Origin of the sequence: Microbacterium galbinum (assembly GCF_023091225.1) — a bacterium.
In the GTDB taxonomy this organism is placed as follows: Bacteria; Actinomycetota; Actinomycetes; order Actinomycetales; family Microbacteriaceae; genus Microbacterium; species Microbacterium galbinum.
This window is the reverse complement of record NZ_JAHWXM010000001.1, coordinates 2,596,001-2,614,297: the sequence shown is the minus strand read 5'-3', so window position 1 is coordinate 2,614,297 and position 18,297 is coordinate 2,596,001. Positions and strand designations below refer to the sequence as shown.

Genomic DNA, 18,297 nt, shown 5'->3' with positions numbered 1-18,297 from the left:
AACGTGGAGGCATGACCTCAGGAAAGCTCGAACTCCACGGCATCACCAAGAGCTACGGCTCGCGGCGCGTGCTCGACGACGTCTCGTTCGACGTCGCCCCCGGCCGGCTCACCGGCTTCGTGGGCGGCAACGGTGCGGGCAAGACCACGACCATGCGCATCGTGCTCGGACTCCTCTCGTCGGACTCCGGCACCGTCACCCTCGACGGCACGGCCGTCACCGGCGACGACCGCCGCAACTTCGGGTACATGCCCGAGGAGCGCGGGCTCTACCCCAAGATGAAGGTGCTCGAGCAGATCGTCTACCTCGCCCGGCTGCACGGATTCAGCAAGACGGATGCCGCCACCCGCGCCACCGCGATCCTCACCGACCTCGGCCTCGGGGAGCGCCTGAACGACACGATCGAGTCGCTGTCGCTCGGAAACCAGCAGCGTGCGCAGATCGCCGCGGCCCTCGTGCACGACCCGAAGGTGCTCATCCTCGACGAGCCGTTCTCGGGTCTCGACCCGCTCGCGGTCGACGTCGTCGCCTCGACGCTGCAGGCCACCGCCGCCCAGGGCGCATCCATCCTGTTCTCCTCGCACCAGCTCGACGTCGTCGAGCGCCTCTGCGACGACCTCGTCATCCTCGCCGGGGGCACGATCCGCGCCGCCGGTTCCCGCGACGGGCTCCGCGCCCAGCACGCCGGCAGCCGCTACGAGCTGGTCTCGGCGGGTGACGCCGGATGGCTGCGCACCGAACCGGGCGTCACCGTCGTCGACTTCGAGGGCGGCTACGCCCTATTCGACACCGACGGCGCGGAGACCGCGCAGCGCGTGCTGCGCACCGCCGTCGCCCACGGCGACGTCGCGAGCTTCGCCCCCAAGCATCCGTCCCTCGCCCAGATCTTCAAGGAGGTCATCCAGTGACCACGTCGACTCCCGGGGGAGGCTCCCCCATCCGCAGCTCCAGCGGGATCTGGCTCGTCGCCGAGCGCGAGATCGGTTCGAAGCTGCGCAGCAAGGCGTTCGTCATCTCGACCGTCATCCTCATGCTCATCGCTCTCGCCGGCGTGCTGATCGGCGGGTTCGCCAGCAACAACAGCGGCACCGACAAGACCCCGGTCGCCGCGACCTCCGAGACGGCATCCGCGGTGTCGGCACTGCCCGACGTCGAGGTGACCGAGGTCGCCGACGACGCGGCCGCCGAGCAGCTCGTGCGCGAGGAGAAGGTCGACGCGGCGGTCGTCTCGAGCGGCGGGCCCACCGGGTACACCGTCATCGCGCTCAAGGACGCCCCGAGCTCCCTTGTCAGCGGCCTCTCGCAGACGCCCGAGGTGCAGATCCTCGAACCTGCGACCACCAACCCGCTGCTGCGGTACTTCATCGCGCTCGCCTTCGGCATCGTCTTCCTCATGGCGGCGTCGACCTTCGGCGGCACGATCGCGCAGAGCGTCGTCGAAGAGAAGCAGACCCGCGTGGTCGAGCTGCTGCTGTCGGCGATCCCCGCCCGCACCCTCCTCGCCGGGAAGGTCATCGGCAACACGATCCTCGCGATGGCGCAGATCGTCGGCCTCGCCGCGATCGCCACCGTCGGACTCATCGTCACCGGGCAGAGAGACGTGCTGACGCTGCTCGGCGGCCCGATCCTGTGGTTCGCGGTGTTCTTCCTCTTCGGCTTCGTGCTGCTGGCCTCGCTGTTCGCCGCGGCGGCCTCGATGGTGTCACGCCAGGAGGACATCGGCGCCACCACGACCCCGATCACGATGCTCATCATGGCGCCGTACATCCTCGTCATCGTCTTCAACGACAACGCGCTGGTGCTGACGATCATGTCGTACGTACCGTTCTCGGCCCCGGTCGGGATGCCGATGCGCCTGTTCGTCGGCGAGGCGCAGTGGTGGGAGCCGATCCTGTCGCTGGCGATCCTGCTGGTGAGCTGCATCGCCGCGATCGCGATCGGCGCGAAGATCTACGAGAACTCGCTGCTGCGCATGGGCTCGCGGGTCAAGCTCACCGAGGCGCTGCGCGGCTGAGGCGCGCTGGGCGAGAGGGACGGATGCCGGGGCAACGGCATCCGTCCCTCCTTCGCGTCACACGACGAAACCCGCACATCCACAGGAATATCCATGCGGGCACATGCGTTCAGACACGCGTAGGCGGACGACGGAGTCCGATCGGCACCCCGTCTGAAAGGCATCACCGTGAGCATTCCCACCCTCGTCCGCACCGCACCCACCGAGCACCCCGTCCTCGAGGTGCTCGCCGAGCGCTGGAGCCCCCGCGCCTTCGACGCCGAGAACGCGATCGACGAGGCCAAGCTGGCCGCCTCCCTCGAAGCCGCCCGCTGGACGCCCTCGGCCAACAACTCGCAGCCGTGGCGCTTCATCGTCGCCCGCCGCGGAACGGCCCTGCACGCACAGGTCGTCGACGCGCTCGTCGGCTTCAACCAGGCCTGGGCCGTGAACGCCGCCGTCCTCGTCGTCGCCGTCGCCGAGACCGCCACCGAAGACGGCACGCCGATCACCCACGCCCTCTACGACCTCGGCCAGGCTGTCGCGCACTTCTCGGTGCAGGCTCACCACGAGGGACTCCTCGTGCACCAGATGAGCGGATTCGACCCGGAGGCCGTGCGCGAGTTCGCCGACCTCGAGCCCCGTTTCTCGGCCGTCACGGTCTTCGCCGTCGGCGAGTTCGGCGACGTGACCGCCCTCCCCGAGGTGCTGCAGCAGCGCGAGACCGCACCGCGCGTGCGCCGCCCGATCGCCGAGACGGTCATCCTCAGCGCCTGATCCCACCCCTCCGTTCCGGCATCCGCTCGGAATCCTTCGCTCCCGTCGCACTTCCTGTCGGTCTGACCCGGTCATTCCGACAGGAAGTGCGACGGGAGCGTTCTGTTTCGTAAGGGGTGCAGCGCGACGACCGCGACCTACAATCGTCGGCATGGCGATTCAGCGCAGAGTGAAGTCGGTCGAGCAGTCGATGGCGGAGACGCACGACGAGAAACGCTCCCTCAAACGCTCGCTCGGCGTCTGGGACCTCGCGGTCATGGGCGTCGCCGTCGCGGTCGGCGCCGGCATCTTCTCGGTCGGAGCCGAGGCATCCGCCCGTCATGCCGGCCCGGCCGTCATCATCTCGTTCATCATCGCCGCCGCCGTGTGCGGCCTCGCGATCCTCTGCTACGCCGAGTTCGCGTCGTCGATCCCGGTCGCCGGCTCCGCGTACACGTTCACGTACTCGACGCTCGGCGAGTTCCTCGCCTGGATCATCGGCTGGGACCTCATCCTCGAGATGCTCATGGCCTCGGCCGTCATCGCGAAGTACTGGGGCGTGTACCTCGGTGACACCGTCTCGCTGTTCGACCTCGACATCCCGATGTCGGTGCAGCTCGGCGGCGTCAGCTTCGACTGGGGTCCCGTCGTCATCGTCGCGATCTTCACCCTGCTGCTCGCACTCGGCACGCGCCTGTCGAGCCGCGTCAACAGCGTCTTCACGGTCATCAAGGTCGCGATCGTGCTGTTCGTGATCGTCGTCGGACTCTTCTTCGTGAACGGCGCGAACTACTCGCCGTTCGTTCCCCCGGCGCAGGAGGGCGTGGCATCGGAGAGCGCCTGGACCCAGTCGCTGTTCTCGTTCATGACCGGCTCCGACCCGACGATGTACGGCGTGTTCGGCATCCTCTCGGGCGCCGCACTGGTGTTCTTCGCGTTCATCGGTTTCGACGTCGTCGCCACCAGCGCCGAGGAGACCAAGGACCCGAAGCGCACGGTTCCCCGCGGCATCATCCTGGGCCTCATCATCGTGACCGTGCTCTACGTGCTCGTCGCGATCGTCATCACCGGAATGGTCTCGTACACCGAGCTCGCGAAGCTCGACGAACCGTCGCTGTCGAGCGCCTTCGAACTCGTCGGCGCGACCTGGGCGGCGCAGGTCATCGCGATCGGCAGTCTGGTCGGCCTGACCACGGTCGTGATGGTGCTGCTCATGGGCCTCGCGCGCGTGGTGTTCGCGATGAGCCGCGACGGCCTGCTGCCCCGCGCCCTCAGCGTCACCGACAAGAAGCGCGGCACCCCGATCCGCATCCAGCTGATCGTCGGGGTGATCATCGCGATCATCGCCGGATTCTTCGACGTGCAGGTGCTCGGCGACATGATCAACATCGGCACGCTGTCGGCGTTCGTCCTCGTGAGCATCGGGGTGCCGATCCTGCGCAAGACCCGCCCCGACCTCGAGCGTCCGTTCATGGTTCCGCTCTCGCCGTGGCTGCCGTGGATCTCGGCGCTCGCCTGCTTCTGGCTGATGCTCCACCTCAGCACCGAGACCTGGGTGCGATTCGCGATCTGGCTCGCGATCGGCATGATCATCTACTTCGCCTACTCGCGACGGCACTCGATCATCGGGCAGGGGCTCGAGAAGGACGCTCTGGGCGGCATCCGCAGCGAACGGCTGAAGTAGCGCGGGCAGGCCCTTCGACAGGCTCAGGGACCCAGTCCTTCGGGCGGGCCCTTCGACAGGCTCAGGGACCCAGTGCTGGATACGGAACCCAGTGGTTGGGTCGCTGAGCCTGTCGAAGCGTCGCAGCCACCGCCGCTCAGTCGTCGAGGAGCTCGGCCTCGATCACGTCGTCATCGTCGTCGGGAACGGATGCCGGGGCCTCGGCCGTGAGCACGAGACCCGTGCCGTCGGCCGCGACGTCGACGCGCACCGTGTCGCCGTCGCGCACGCCGCCCGAGAGCAGCGCGGTCGCCAGCTTGTTCTGCACCTCGCTCTGGATGAGGCGGCGCAGCGGGCGCGCACCGAACACCGGGTCGTACCCGCGCTCGGCGAGCCACGATCGCGCGTCGGGCGTGACCGCGAGGGTGAGCCGGCGATCGTGCAACCGCGTGTGCAGCTGATCGATCGACAGCTCCACGATCTGCGCGAGGTCGTCTTCGCTGAGCGCCTGGAACATCACGATGTCGTCGAGACGGTTGAGGAACTCGGGCCGGAACGCCTGCTGCACGAGCGCCATCACCTGCTCGCGCTTCTGCTCGACCGAGAGGACCGGGTCGATGAGGATCGGCGAGCCGATGTTCGACGTGAGGATCAGGATCACGTTCGAGAAGTCGACCGTGCGGCCCTGCCCGTCGGTGAGGCGGCCGTCGTCGAGCACCTGCAGCAGCACGTCGAACACCTCGGGGTGCGCCTTCTCGACCTCGTCGAGCAGGATCACGCTGTACGGGCGACGACGCACGGCCTCGGTCAGCTGACCGCCCTGCTCGTAGCCGACGTACCCGGGAGGGGCTCCGACGAGACGCGAGACGGAGTGCTTCTCGCCGTACTCCGACATGTCGATGCGCACCATGGCGTGCTCGTCGTCGAAGAGGAACTGGGCGAGCGCCTTCGCGAGTTCGGTCTTTCCGACACCGGTCGGCCCGAGGAACAGGAACGAACCGGTGGGGCGACCGGGATCGCTGATGCCCGCGCGCGAGCGGCGCACGGCATCCGACACGGCCTTGACGGCATCCTTCTGTCCGATCAGGCGCTTGCCCAGCTCGGACTCGAGGTGCAGCAGCTTCTCGGTCTCGCCCTGCAGCAGGCGACCGACGGGGATGCCGGTCCACGCCGCGATGACGCCGGCGATGTCTTCATCGGTGACCTGCTCGTTGACCATGCGCCGCTCGCCGTCGGAGTCGACGGACTCCGACCGCTCGGCCTCCATGACCTCGCGCTCGAGCGCCGGGATCTCGGCGTAGAGCAGCCGGGAGGCGCGCTCGAGGTTGCCCTCGCGCTGCGCGCGCTCGGCGTCGCTGCGGGCGGCATCCAGGCGCGTCTTCAGGTCGCCGACGCGGTTGAGCGACGCGCGTTCGCGCTCCCACCGGGCCTGCAGCTCGCCGAGCTTGGCCTGCTCGGTGGCGAGGTCGGCGCGGAGAGTCGCGAGGCGCTCCTTCGATGCCGGGTCCTTCTCCTTCTTGAGCGCGAGCTCTTCGAGCTTGAGACGGTCGACGTGGCGGCGCAGCTCGTCGATCTCGACCGGGGCCGAGTCGATCTCCATGCGCAGCCGCGAGGCGGCCTCGTCGATCAGGTCGATCGCCTTGTCGGGCAGCTGCCGCGCGGGCAGGTACCGGTTCGACAGGGATGCCGCCGCCACGAGCGCACCATCGGAGATGGCGACCTTGTGGTGCGCCTCGTAGCGCTCCTTGAGCCCACGGAGGATGGCGATCGTGTCTTCGACGGTCGGCTCACCGACGTAGACCTGCTGGAAGCGGCGCTCGAGCGCGGCATCCTTCTCGATGAACTCGCGGTACTCGTTGAGCGTGGTGGCGCCGATGAGGCGCAGCTCTCCCCGGGCGAGCATCGGCTTGAGCATGTTGGATGCCGCGACCGAGCCCTCCCCGCCGCCCGCGCCCATGAGCACGTGCAGCTCGTCGATGAACGTGATGATCTGCCCGTCGGACTCGGTGATCTCCTTGAGGACCTGCTTCAGCCGCTCCTCGAACTGCCCGCGGTACATCGCGCCGGCGACGAGCGCCGAGATGTCGAGCGTGATCAGCTCCTTGTCCTTGAGGGACTCGGCGACGTCACCCGCGACGATGCGCTGGGCGAGGCCCTCGACGACGGCGGTCTTGCCGACGCCGGGCTCGCCGATGAGCACCGGATTGTTCTTGGTGCGGCGGGTGAGCACCTGGCTCACGCGGCGGATCTCGCTGTCGCGGCCGATCACGGGGTCGAGCTTGCCCTGACGGGCGCGGTCGGTGAGGTTGATCCCGAACTGCTCGAGCGCGGACTGCTGGTCGTTCTGGGAACCGGTCTGCGGGGTGGTCATCTGTCCCTCCTGGGAGACTCCTTCTGGTCGATGAGTACTCAAAAGTTGAGTTGTATTGACTCAAGTTTAGCAGGACGGCACCCCATCGACAATGCCCTCATCAGCGCAGCATCCGCACCGCATCCCAGATCGCGCCCGCGACCTCGCGCTTGGTCCCGGATGCCTCGGCCACGACCGCTCCGCCCTCACCGATGATCTCGACCGCGTTGTCGGTGCGCTCGAAGCCGTTCTCGGCATCCGCGAGGTTCACGGCCAGCAGGTCGACGCCCTTGCGCTCGCGCTTGCGGCGAGCGCGCTCACGGCGCTGCTCGGCATCCGTCAGCGTCTCGGCGGCGAACGCCACGATCGTCTGCCCCTCGGGGGCGCGGCCTTCGGCGCGACGAGCGGCGAGCGCGGCCACGACGTCCTCGTTCTCGACGAGGTCGACGCGATCGAGCACGCCCTCCTCCTTCGTGAGCTTGTGGTCAGCGGCGCGCGCGGGTCGGTAGTCGGCGACCGCGGCTGCCATGATCACGACGTCCGCCGATGCCGCGGCATCCTTCATCGCGCTTCCGAGTTCGGCCGCCGTTCCGACGCGAACGATCGCGACCGACGGATGCCGCGCCGACGCCAGGATCGCGGCATCGATGTGCGCGGCGACGAGGGTGACCTCGGCACCGCGGGCGGCGGCCTCCGCGGCGAGCGCGGTGCCCTGACGTCCGCTCGAACGGTTGCCGAGGAAGCGCACGGGGTCGATCGGCTCCCGGGTGCCGCCCGCCGAGACGGCGACACGAAGGCCCGCGAGATCGCCGGGAGCGAGCAGCGCCTGGGCCGCGGCGAAGATCTCCTCCGGCTCCGACATCCGCCCCGGCCCGCTGTCTCCGCCGGCCAACTCGCCGTCGGCGGGACCCACCAGGTGCACTCCTCGCTCGCGGAGGATCGCGATGTTCGACTGCGTCGCCGGATGCCGCCACATCTCGGCGTGCATGGCGGGCGCGATCAGCACGGGAGCCTCGGTGGCGAGCAGCGTCGTGCCGAGCAGGTCGCTCGCCAGCCCGGCCGTCATCGACGCGATCGTGTTCGCGGTGGCCGGCGCGACGATCACGAGCTCGGCGGCCTGCCCCAGAGCGACGTGACGTACGCGGGCGACGTCGTCGTGCACGCTCGTCGTGACGGGATGCCGGCTGATCGCCTCCCACGTGGGGGTGCCGACGAAGCGCAGCGCGTCTTCGGTGGGCACGACGGTCACGTCATGACCGGCCTTGATGAGGAGGCGCACGAGGTGCACCGTCTTGTACGCGGCGATGCCGCCCGTGACTCCGACGACGATGTTCACGCTTTCGATTCTGCCGCAGCATCCGGGGGTGCGGGGCGCCAGCGGAGGAGAACACGCCTTCTGCAGGAAGCATCCGCCCTTCCGATCCTGCGGAGCGAGAGTTCTCCTCCCCAACGGGCGGAGAACTCCGCGTGGGGCGGATGCTTCGCCCCGAAAAGTCCGCCCAACGACGAGAACTCCGCCCGGACGCCTTCGTCTCGTCGCTGCGCTCCTCGCTCAGGAGCCGAGACTCTGGTCGTGAGCGAGCGGCGCCCCTGAGCGAGCGGAGCGAGACGAAGGGCCCGCAGCGGAGGAGAACACGCCTTCCGCAGGAGGCATCCGCCCTCCCGATCCTGCGAAGCGAGAGTTCTCCTCCCCAACGGGCGGAGAACTCCGCGTGGGGCGGATGCTTCGCCCCGAAAAGTCCGCCCAACGGGGAGAACTCCGCCCACGGGCGCGCATAGGATCGAGAGTGTGTGCACGGTCGTGATTGATGTCGAGGATGCCGCGTCGGTGAGACTGCTGGCGGTGCGTGACGAAGACCCGCAGCGCGAGTGGGACGCCCTGGGGCCGTGGTGGCCCGAGCAGTACCCGGGCGTGATCGGCATCCGCGACCGTCGTGCGGGCGGCGCCTGGCTCGCGGTCGACCCGCAGCGCCGACGCCTCGCCGTGCTGCTCAACCGCGCCGACGTGCAGGAGCTGCCCGATGACCGCGCCGTCTCGCGCGGATCGCTCGCCCTCGAGTCGGTCGCGGGCCGCTCACCCGAGGGCCCTCTGCCGATGCACGGCTTCAACCTGCTCGAGGTCGGACCCGAGGGAGCGCGGGTGCTCTCGTGGGACGGCGCCGAGCTGCGCACCACGCCCGTCGCCGCCGGCACCCACATGATCGCCCACGACGATCTCGACGACGCGGTCACCCCGCGCATCCGTACCTGGCTGCCGCGGTTCCGCGCGCTCGCTCCGGCCGCCGAGAGCGCGGACTGGGTGGCCGAGTGGACCGCCCTCCTCGCCGAGAGTGCTGAACTCTCCCCCGAAGACGACCGCGCGATCATCCGCGACAACCGCCCGCACGGCTATCCCACGCAGTCGCTGCTGTACGCCACGGCATCCGTCGCGCCGTCGGGCGTGGACGTGCGCGATCACACCCTGCCCTCGCCCGCGCATTGGCACGCCTGACCGGCGTTCGGCGACATTCCGGGCCGCGTTCGCGCGGCGGGGGAGGGGGCCGCACCGAGGGTTGCGTAGTCATCCTCGCCCCGCGCCGTCTAGCATGGGAGTCCCGGCACGCCCAGAGGAGATCCCATGCCGCCGAAGTCCCGCGGTGTCACGAGCATCGATGTCGCCAAAGCGGCCGGAGTCTCGCAGACCACGGTCTCGCGCATCGTCAACGGGCGCGAAGGGGTGTCCGACGACATCCGCGCCAAGGTCGAGGCGGCGATCGAGAAGCTCGGCTACCGCCCCAACCTCAGCGCCCGCAGCCTCGTCACCAGCCGCACGCAGACGATCGGCGTCGTGCTCGGTGACCCGCGCAACAGCTACTACGCCGAACTGCTGCACACCATCAGCGGCGAGCTCAACCACGCCGGCTACCGCACGCTCATCCTCTCGGGGCGCGCCGACACCACCGAAGATCTCGCCCGCACGCTCTGGGAGACCAACGTCGACGGCGTCATCCTCACCACCACGCTGCTCTCCCCCGACGACGAGGGGCGCATCGTCTCGCTCGGCGTGCCCTCGGTCACGATGGGCCCGGGCGCCGCCCCGGCATCCGATTCCATCTCACCCGACAACTTCGAGGGCGGACGCATCGCCGCCCGGCACCTGCTCGACCTCGGCCACCGGCGCATCGGCGTGATCTCGGGACCCCTGGGCGCGGCATCCGTCAACGACCGGCACCGCGGCTTCCTGCTCGAGTTCGCCGCCGCCGGTGTCTCCTTCGACGAAGACCTGCTCGAGGTCGCCGACCTCGACTACACACGCGCCTTCGACGCCACGACCCGCCTGTTGCAGCTGCCCGAGCCGCCCACCGCGCTCTTCTGCCACAACGACCTCGTCGCCTTCGGAGCGCTGAACGCGGCCACCGCGCTCGGCGTCGCCGTGCCCGATGACGTCTCGATCCTCGGCTTCGACGACGTGGCGATGTCGTCGTGGCAGGCGTTCGACCTCACGACGGTGCGGCAGCCGATCCTCGACATGGCGCACGGCGCGGTCGAGCTGCTGCTCTCTCGCCTGGCCTCGCCCGAGCAGGATGCCGCGCACGTGCTGCTGCCGTGTTCTCTCGTCGAGCGGTCGACGACCCGCGCGCTCTGACGCGGGCTCTGGCGGGGCCCTTCGTCTCGCTCAGCGACCCAGAATCGAATACGGGGCCCCTGGGCCTGTCGAAGGGCCCCACCACGCACGCGCTGCGCAGGAGAACACGCGCTGCGGAGGACCGGAACAGCGGATGCATCCTGCCGAAGGCGAGATCTCCTCCCGAGGGTGCAACCTCAGGCGGCCGGCACCTCGTCGTCGGCGCAGGAGAAGCGGGCGCGGTAGGCGGTCGGCGTCAGGCCGAGCACGCGGGCGAAGTTCTGACGCAGCACGGCCGCCGAGCCGAACCCGCACTCGTCGGCGATGCGATCGAGCGGGAGGTCGGTGCGCTCGAGCATCCGCTGGGCGTGGATGATGCGCTGGCGCGCGAGCCAGGCCGCCGGAGTCGCGCCGTACTCGGCCTTGAACCGGCGGGCGAAGGTGCGCGGCGACATGAGGGCTCGGGCGGCGAGCTGATCGACCCCGAGCTCGTCGCGCAGATGCTCGACGGCCCAGTCGGCGACCGCGGCGAGCGAGTCGCTCGGCACGACCGGGATCGGACGGTCGATGAACTGCGCCTGCCCGCCGTCGCGCTGCGGCGGCACGACCATGCGGCGCGCGATGCGGTTGGTGAGCTCGGCGCCGAGCTCCTGCCGCAGCAGGTGGAGGCACGCGTCGATGCCCGCGGCGGTGCCGGCGCTGGTGATGATGCGACCGTCCTGCACGAAGAGCACGTCGGGGTCGACCTCGACCTCCGGGTACATCGAGGCCATGATCTCGGAGTACATCCAGTGCGTGGTGGCGCGACGACCGTCGAGCACTCCCGCGGCCCCGAGGATGAACGAGGCGCTGCAGATCGTGAGCACCCAGGCGCCCCGGGCGACCGCATCGCGGGCGACGTCGAGCAGCAGCGGATCGATGCGGTCCCAGTACTCCCGCGGAACCGGGCAGAACACGACGAGATCGGCCTCGTAGGCGAAGGAGAGGTCGTGCTCGACGTTCAGCGAGAAGCCGAGCTTGGAGGCCACGACGCCGGGACGCGGGGCGACGACGCGGAAGTCGAAGTTCGGAACGCCGTCGTTCGACCGGTCGAGCCCGAAGGCCTCGCACGCGAGGCCGAACTCGAACGGGGCGAACCCGTCCTGGACGATGCAGGCGACTGTCTTCATGCGCACTCCCGAATGGCAGATTTCATACGATATGCGTCCATCCTGCCACTCGTGGCGGATCGACGTCGACCGTAGCGTTTCTGCCATGGTACTCCTCATCCTCCTCGCCGCCCTCGCCCTCTGGGCTCTCGTCGCCACGGTCGTCGAACTGCGCCGCGACGGATACCGCGCCACCCCCACCGACTGGACCCGCGTCGTCGATCGTGAACCCCTGCGCCGCGCCGAGTCCGGCCACGTCTACCGCTGACACCGAGCGTCATCCGTCCGGAACCATTCACCCCGCCGGGCCGCTCGGACGACTACGCTCGGAGCCATGAGCGACCCGCAGCTGCCTCCCGTTCCCCCCACGCCCCCGAACGGGAACGCCACGAACCCGCCGCAGCAGCAGTTCCCGAGCGCTCCGCCGGCGGCATCCGCTCTTCCCGCCGACCCGCAGTACCCGGCCGCGCCGCCGTACGGCCAGCAGGCCACGCAGCAGGCACCGGCATACGGGCAGCAGCAGGCCACGCAGCAGGCACCGGCATACGGCCAGCCGCAGGCGCATCCCTACGGTCAGGCCGCCCCGCAGGGCGCCTACCCGCACCCGGGCGCGGCCTCCTACGCCGCCACGCAGCAGCCCGCATACGGCGCGAGCCCGGCACCGGCGCGCGCCGCCGGTTCGTCGAACGCCCTCGCGCGCGTCGCGTTCATCATCGCTCTCGCGGTCGCCGCGATCGGCGCGCTGCAGGTGCTGATCCAGCCGTTCCTGCTGTCGTCGATCGGTTACTACTCGGGCTACGGCGATGGCGGCTACGGCATCTTCACCCTGCTGTTCGGGGTCGTCACGTTCCTCGCCAGCGCGGCTGCCCTCGTGCTCGGACTCATCGCGGTGCGGCGCCCCGGCGGCCAGGTCTTCGCGGGTGTCGCGATCGGCGTCGGCGGCGTGCAGCTGCTGGGCATCATCCTCGGCTGGATCTCCAGCCTGTTCTACGCGTTCCTGTAAGCGCGCGCGTCGAGACACCATTTCGGCCCCGAGACACCACGCCTGACGTGATGCCCCGGGGCCGAAGTGGTGTTTCGGCGAATCAGTCCTCGGCGAGCACGCGCTCGTAGACCTCGATCATCGCGGCGGTGCGCGACGACTGGCGGAACGCCTCGGCCACCGCGGGCAGCGGGGTGGGTGCCGTGCCGGCGGAGATATCGGATGCCGCGACCCGCAGCGTCTCGGCGAGCGCCGCGACGCGCGTCGGCTCCGCACCGTCGGCGTCGGCCACCGCCCAGAACCCGCCCCCGAGCTCGGCGGCGATGTCGGGGTCGCTGATGATCGAGGGCGTGCCGAGCGTCGCGGCCTCGAACGGGGTCATGCCCTGCGTCTCGAAGCCGATCGACGTCTGCACGAGCGCGTCGGCCGCGGCGATGCGGGCGAGGGTCTGCGGATAGGTGAGGCGCCCGGCGAAACGCACGCCCGGGCGTCCGGCGACGAGCTTCTCGGCCGCCGCACGCTGCCCTCCTCCGCCGATGATCTCGAGGTCGGCATCGATTCCCGCCGCGTTCCACGCCTCGAGGAACGGCAGCAGCCGCTTCTCGGGGCTCATGCGGCCGAGCCACACGAACCGCGGACGTCCCGGCATCCGTGCTTCGACAGGCTCAGCAACCGAATGCGCGCGGTCTGCGAGCGCGGCGGCGCGCACGTCGTCGTCGATGCCGTTCCAGATCACGTCGACCGCATCGAACACGTCGTGCTGCTCGAGGCGGCGGGCGAAGTGCGTCGAGGGGGCGGTGACGGCGGATGCCCCGGCCGCGAGCCCGCGCAGGAACGCCCAGCCGTCGCCGCCGCCGACCGGCCGACCGATCCCGCGCAGCGCCGCGCGGCGCCACAGGTTCAATGCCCCGAGCACCGGGCGGTGCAACGGGGTGACGGCGGCGATCCCGACATCGACGCGATTGTGCATCGTGTGCACGACCGGGATGCCGTGGCGCTGCGCATAGCGGTGACCGATGAACGCGCCCCAGAAATCGGCCTGCACGTGCACGAGATCGACGGGCGGACGCGTGGTCATGGCACGGTCGAGGAAGCGGTCGGTCGCACGCCCCGGCCAGGTCATCGAGTACTCGCGGTCGAGCGTGATCGGCATCGAGGGCAGGTCGAGGTACGCGGCATCCGTCGCCCCGGCCGCCGCCCGCGCCCCGTGCATGCGCGGCGCGACGACGGTGACCGTGTGCCCGGCTCGTTCGAGGAACTCCCGCTGCAGTCGCATCGAGACCTGCGCCCCACCGAGCGAGTCGAGGTGCTGGTCGCCGAAGAACACGACGTGCATGCGCGTCACTCGGGCAGAGGGGCGTCGCGGTACAGCGCCTCGAAGGTGTCGAGGGTGCGATTGATGTCGTGGATCGCGACGCCGTCGAGCGACGCCTGCTGCATGCGCGCGTACTCGGCCGGCTCGGCGGTCAGCACGTCGGTCAGGCGCGCGGCGAGCGCGTCGGCGTCGCCGGGCTCGAACAGGTAGCCGTTCTCGCCGTGGTGCACGAGGTGCGGCAGGGCGACGGCATCCGCAGCGACGATCGGCAGCGCCGAGGCCATGGCCTCCATCGTCGCGATCGACTGCAGTTCGGCGATCGAGGCGATCACGAACAGGCTCGCCCGCGAGAGCAGCATCCGCAGCTCGTCGTCGGAGGTGCGGCCGTGGAAGGTGACCCGGTCGCCGAGGCCGAGCTGGTTCGCGAGGTTCTCGAGCTGCTTGCGCTGGTCGCCTCCGCCGACGATGTCGAAGGTGGTGTCGAGCGCCGGGTCGAGCTTGGTCATGGCCTGCAGGATGACGTCGATCTGCTTCTCGGCAGTGAGACGCCCGACGAACACGATCCGGTTCTTCTCGCGCGGGGCGATCACCGGGGTGTACTGCGAGCGATCGATGCCGCAGCTCACCGGGATCACGTTCTGCACCGCGACCGTGCTCTCGAGGAAGTCGGCGGCCCGGCGGGTGGGCGTGGTGACCGCCCGCGTCATGTCGAAGGTGCGCTTGGCGTCGGCCCACGCGTGCTTCGTGATGAAGCGGTTGACGGCATCCGGCATCGTCGTGTGCTCGAGGATGTTCTCGGCCATGACGTGGTTCGTGGCGATCACGGGGATGCCGCGCTGGCGCGCGATGCGGGCGAGGCCACGACCGATCACGATGTGCGACTGGATGTGCACGACATCGGGGTTGACCCGGTCGAGCACGGTGCGCGCCCAGTGCTTCGAACGCCACGGCCACACGAAGCGCAGCCAGTCGTGCGGCGCCCAGCGCACCGACGGCAGCCGGTGCAGGGTCATGCGCTCGCCCTCGATGATCTCGATGTGCGGCTTCGAGCGGCGGTACGCCTGGTTCGGAGCCGAGACGTGCACGTCGTGGCCGCGCTGCACGAGACCGGCGGCCAGACGCTCGGCGAAGCGGGCGGCGCCGTTGATGTCGGGCGCGAACGTGTCGGCGCCGATCAGGATGCGCAGCGGTCGCTCCCCGGTGTCGGGTGCGCTGGTCGGGTCGGTGGGAGAAACAGACATGCTGCCTTACGGTTCGCGGCCAGGGGTGCCCCGGAGGGCGCTGGCAACTCTACCCGAGGCCCCTGGGCGGGGCTTCGAGGCCCACCGGCATCCTCCCGGCAACACCGTCTACCGTGGAGACATGCGCCTGACTGCGGATGCCGACCCCTCGCTGTGGATCCCCGTGACCGACTCGCTGGGCTGGAAGGGCCGACGCCACCGCAAGGCGGCCATCCGGATGCTGCTGGGCCAGGCGAACGCGGCCCTCGGCGCGACCGAGCGTCCGGGGTCGCGCCTCGGCGCGTGGATGATGAGCCAGGCCGCCCCCATGCTCATGAAGCGCGCCGACGGGCGCGTGCTGGTGTGGACGTGGAAGGCCGACCCCGAGCTGGTCGTCGCGATGGCGACGACGCAGGAACTCACCCCCGAGGTGCGCATCGCGCGGGCGTCGATGCCGATGGAGTACGACGACACGGTCTCGTTCCGCACGGCCCTCGGCGCGGGCGAGAAGCTCGTCGTCGCGATGCCGCCGTCGCCGAGCGCCCCGCCGTTCACGACCTACACATGGGATACGGGGACGCACCTCGTCACCCTCACCGCGATCTGCAGCGAGCGCGAGCGCTTCGGCACCCTCGACGGTGCACTCGACGATCTGGCGCGCAGCATCCGCATCGCCGACGACCTCACCGGCGGCGAGTCCCCCGACGTGCTGCGGTTGCCGCCTGCCTGACGCGAGCTGGTCGCCTCCTCGCCGAGACACCACTTCGGTCGCGAGACATCACGTCTCCCGTGGTGTCCCGCGGCGAAAGTGGTGCCTCGCCGCGTCAGGCCTCCAGGCCGCGCTCGGCCAGCCACGCGCGGGCGATGCGGGCGGGCGCGCGGGTGAGCCAGGCATCCGCGATCAGTTCGGCCAGACGCTCACCGTCGATCCTGTCGAGGCGCACGAGCACGGCGGGATAGCCGTCGAAGTGCGGGATGGTGAAGAGCGCCATGGGCTCGGCCGCGAGCAACGCCTCCTTCTCGTCGAGGCCGTCGACGCGCACCCCGAGCACGTCGCCGTCGGGCCAGGCGCGGTCGAGGGCGGCGAGCTGGGCGAGATCGGTGGCGCGGGGACCGCGCATCCACGCGAACTGGCCGGACGACACGCGCCACGCGGGCTCGCCGGTATGCCCGCCCACTCTCTCCAGCGCGCCGGGGAGTGCGAGCGCGATCGCGCGGACATCGTCGACGGTGGCCATGGCGCCATCGTGCCACCGCAGCGGCGGGCCCGAAAGCCCGATTCCCGTGCCGCGAGGGGTCAGCACACGCCGCGCGTCGAGGTTCCGGTGCGGCGTGTCACGACCCCTCACGAGGAGAGAAGCGCATGCAGACGAGGGCCGGACGAGCGTCCCACGAGGGCACGCGCACGAACCCGCGCGACTCGTAAAGGCGGATGACGTCGCCCCGCCAGTCCCAGACCGACAGGCGCACGTCGCCGGAGCCGGCCGCGATCGCCGCGTCGAGCAGCCCCGATCCCACACCCCGGCCCCGCACCTCGGGCGACGCCCAGAGCCGCTTGATCTCGACGCCCTCGGCATCGGGTCGCAGCACCACCACCCCGACCACCTCGCCGTCGAGCTCGGCGACGAACACGCGGCAGTCGCCGTAGGCATCCGCCGGGTCGTCGACCTCGCGGCGGTAGGCGTCGGGCAGGGCATCGGATGCCGGGGCCGGCGCCGCACCGTGGGCGACCTTCTCGCTCTCGGTCTGACGGAGGTAGTCCTCGACGAGGCGCCCGACGGCGACGGCATCCGCCCCTCGGAGGTCGGCGGCACGGATCATCCCTCAAATCTCTCACGCGTACGCACCGCCGGACTGCCACAATGACCCCATGACCCCGGATTGGACGCCCCCGATCACGCGCGATGCACTGCGCGACCGGGGCGTCGCCTCACGCAAGCGCACCCCGCGCCGCGCCCTCGCCGCGCTCGCCACGACACCCCGCGATCCCCTCGGCATCCTCGATCGCCAGAACCGCAGCCGTATCCCCGAACTGGTGCCGCTGCGCACCGAACGCATGGCGGCGAGCCCTTTCGCGTTCTACCGCGGCACGGCGGCGCTCATGGCGGCGGACCTCGCGGATGCCCCGCACTCCGGCATCCTCGTCGCGTCCTGCGGCGATGCCCACGTGTCGAACTTCGGGTTCTACGCCTCGGCCGAGCGCAGCCTGATGTTCGACCTCAACGACTTCGACGAGGCCGCGTGGGCGCCCTGGGAATGGGACGTCAAGCGGCTCGCGGCGAGCATCGTCGTCGGCGGACGGGCCACGGGACGCAGCGACGAGGTCATCGACGAGGCGGTGCGGGCGGCCGTCGCGTCGTACGTCCGCGGCATCCGTCGGGCGACCCGGCTCACCCCGACCGCGCGCTACTTCACGCACTTCGACGTCGAATCCTCGCGCGGGCTGCTCGATCCGGCCGCGCGCAAGGCGATCCGCGGGGCCGTGCGGCAGGCCCAGCGCCGCACCGGCGAGCGCGCCGTGCGCCGGTTGACCGAGACGGATGCCGCGGGCCGCCGCCGCTTCGTGCACCAGGAGCCCACCACGAGCCCGGTCGGCCCCGAGGTGCTCGCGATCGTGCACGAGCTCGTCATGCAGTACCGCCGCAACGCCAGCGCCGACATCGCGCTGCTGTTCGAGCACTTCGACGTCAGCGACGTCGCCCGCCGAGTCGTGGGGGTCGGGAGCGTCGGTACGCGCTGCTACCTGGTGCTGTTCCAGGACGGCACCGGCGGCACCCTGCTGATGCAGCCGAAGCAGGCCTCACAGAGCGTGCTCGTCGAGTACGGACGGGTGGATCAACCCGCGGGGCTCCAGCACATCATCGACGAGCACGGCGAGGGAGCACGGGTCGTCGCGATGCAGCGGATCCTCCAGGCCGTGTCGGACCCGTTCCTCGGCCACCTGCGGGGACCGGCAGCCGACTACTACGTGCGGCAGTTCCACGACATGAAGGGCGGGGTCGAGGTCGAGGAGCTCGACGACGGCCCCTTCGTCACCTACGCGCAGGCCTGCGCCGCCGTGATCGCCCGCGCGCACAGCCAGTGCGTCACCGCCACCGAGGTCGCCGGCTACATCGGCGGCGGACGCGTGGTCGGCGAGGCGATCCTCGACTGGGCACGCGCCTACGCCGACGTGTCGTACGCCGACTTCGCGGCGTTCTCCGGCGCGCGGTAGCCCCGGGCGTTCCTCACTGACCGCACGTCACCGGGGTCGGCGATCGTGCGGA

At 70.4% G+C, this 18,297-nt stretch carries 17 protein-coding genes; 10 read left to right on the top strand and 7 right to left on the bottom strand.

What is annotated here, in order from left to right:
* Positions 1-11: 11 nt before the first annotated feature.
* From KZC52_RS12490 to KZC52_RS12475, 4 genes are all read left to right on the top strand, one after another.
* Complete coding sequence (locus KZC52_RS12490; RefSeq protein WP_247624366.1) at positions 12-908, top strand: ABC transporter ATP-binding protein; 897 nt, start codon at positions 12-14, stop codon at positions 906-908.
* A complete protein-coding gene (locus tag KZC52_RS12485; RefSeq protein ID WP_247624365.1) occupies positions 905-2,014 on the top strand; it encodes an ABC transporter permease in 1,110 nt (369 codons plus the stop codon). Before KZC52_RS12490 ends, KZC52_RS12485 begins: the two co-directional genes overlap by 4 nt.
* Positions 2,015-2,182: 168 nt before the next feature.
* On the top strand, positions 2,183-2,770 hold the full coding sequence (locus KZC52_RS12480; RefSeq protein ID WP_247624364.1) for a nitroreductase family protein: 588 nt from the start codon (positions 2,183-2,185) through the stop codon (positions 2,768-2,770).
* Positions 2,771-2,921: 151 nt separating this feature from the next.
* Entirely contained in the window at positions 2,922-4,433 is a 1,512-nt protein-coding gene (locus KZC52_RS12475; protein WP_247624363.1) for an APC family permease, read from the top strand.
* 136 nt (positions 4,434-4,569) lie between these two features.
* Here KZC52_RS12475 and KZC52_RS12470 read toward each other — a convergent pair whose 3' ends face one another.
* A complete protein-coding gene (locus tag KZC52_RS12470) occupies positions 4,570-6,783 on the bottom strand; it encodes an ATP-dependent Clp protease ATP-binding subunit (protein WP_247624362.1) in 2,214 nt (737 codons plus the stop codon).
* Between the two features lie 100 nt (positions 6,784-6,883).
* Positions 6,884-8,098, bottom strand: a complete 1,215-nt coding sequence (gene coaBC, locus KZC52_RS12465; protein WP_247624361.1) for a bifunctional phosphopantothenoylcysteine decarboxylase/phosphopantothenate--cysteine ligase CoaBC — start codon at positions 8,096-8,098, stop codon at positions 6,884-6,886.
* A gap of 453 nt (positions 8,099-8,551) precedes the next feature.
* On the opposite strand from coaBC, the gene KZC52_RS12460 reads away from it, so the two are divergent.
* Together KZC52_RS12460 and KZC52_RS12455 are read left to right on the top strand one after the other, a co-directional pair.
* Complete coding sequence (locus tag KZC52_RS12460) at positions 8,552-9,253, top strand: NRDE family protein (protein ID WP_247624360.1); 702 nt, start codon at positions 8,552-8,554, stop codon at positions 9,251-9,253.
* 126 nt (positions 9,254-9,379) lie between these two features.
* A complete protein-coding gene (locus KZC52_RS12455) occupies positions 9,380-10,387 on the top strand; it encodes a LacI family DNA-binding transcriptional regulator (RefSeq protein ID WP_247624359.1) in 1,008 nt (335 codons plus the stop codon).
* A gap of 176 nt (positions 10,388-10,563) precedes the next feature.
* Here the strand turns inward: KZC52_RS12455 and KZC52_RS12450 are convergent, their stop codons facing one another.
* Entirely contained in the window at positions 10,564-11,535 is a 972-nt protein-coding gene (locus tag KZC52_RS12450) for a GlxA family transcriptional regulator (protein WP_247624358.1), read from the bottom strand.
* A gap of 85 nt (positions 11,536-11,620) precedes the next feature.
* Between KZC52_RS12450 and KZC52_RS12445 the strand changes: the two genes are divergently transcribed.
* Positions 11,621-11,782 carry a hypothetical protein gene (locus KZC52_RS12445; RefSeq protein ID WP_247624357.1) on the top strand — a complete coding sequence of 54 codons (162 nt, stop codon included), beginning with the start codon at positions 11,621-11,623 and terminating at the stop codon, positions 11,780-11,782.
* A gap of 66 nt (positions 11,783-11,848) precedes the next feature.
* The gene (locus KZC52_RS12440) at positions 11,849-12,517 is read left to right on the top strand and encodes a hypothetical protein (RefSeq protein WP_247624356.1); all 669 of its coding nucleotides are present in this window, start codon (positions 11,849-11,851) and stop codon (positions 12,515-12,517) included.
* Positions 12,518-12,599: 82 nt separating this feature from the next.
* Here the strand turns inward: KZC52_RS12440 and KZC52_RS12435 are convergent, their stop codons facing one another.
* Both KZC52_RS12435 and KZC52_RS12430 read right to left on the bottom strand, forming a co-directional pair.
* Positions 12,600-13,832, bottom strand: coding sequence for a glycosyltransferase (locus tag KZC52_RS12435; protein WP_247624759.1), 1,233 nt, complete (start codon positions 13,830-13,832; stop codon positions 12,600-12,602).
* A gap of 5 nt (positions 13,833-13,837) precedes the next feature.
* Positions 13,838-15,052 (bottom strand): glycosyltransferase, encoded by a 1,215-nt coding sequence (locus tag KZC52_RS12430; protein ID WP_247624355.1) that lies wholly within the window; start codon positions 15,050-15,052, stop codon positions 13,838-13,840.
* Positions 15,053-15,173: 121 nt separating this feature from the next.
* On the opposite strand from KZC52_RS12430, the gene KZC52_RS12425 reads away from it, so the two are divergent.
* Positions 15,174-15,761 (top strand): hypothetical protein, encoded by a 588-nt coding sequence (locus KZC52_RS12425; RefSeq protein WP_247624354.1) that lies wholly within the window; start codon positions 15,174-15,176, stop codon positions 15,759-15,761.
* A gap of 94 nt (positions 15,762-15,855) precedes the next feature.
* On the opposite strand, the gene KZC52_RS12420 is transcribed toward KZC52_RS12425, so the two are convergent.
* Complete coding sequence (locus KZC52_RS12420) at positions 15,856-16,269, bottom strand: MmcQ/YjbR family DNA-binding protein (protein WP_247624353.1); 414 nt, start codon at positions 16,267-16,269, stop codon at positions 15,856-15,858.
* Between the two features lie 97 nt (positions 16,270-16,366).
* A complete protein-coding gene (locus tag KZC52_RS12415; protein WP_247624352.1) occupies positions 16,367-16,852 on the bottom strand; it encodes a GNAT family N-acetyltransferase in 486 nt (161 codons plus the stop codon).
* Between the two features lie 49 nt (positions 16,853-16,901).
* Between KZC52_RS12415 and KZC52_RS12410 the strand changes: the two genes are divergently transcribed.
* The gene (locus KZC52_RS12410) at positions 16,902-18,245 is read left to right on the top strand and encodes a DUF2252 domain-containing protein (RefSeq protein ID WP_247624351.1); all 1,344 of its coding nucleotides are present in this window, start codon (positions 16,902-16,904) and stop codon (positions 18,243-18,245) included.
* The last annotated feature ends 52 nt before the right edge of the window (positions 18,246-18,297 follow it).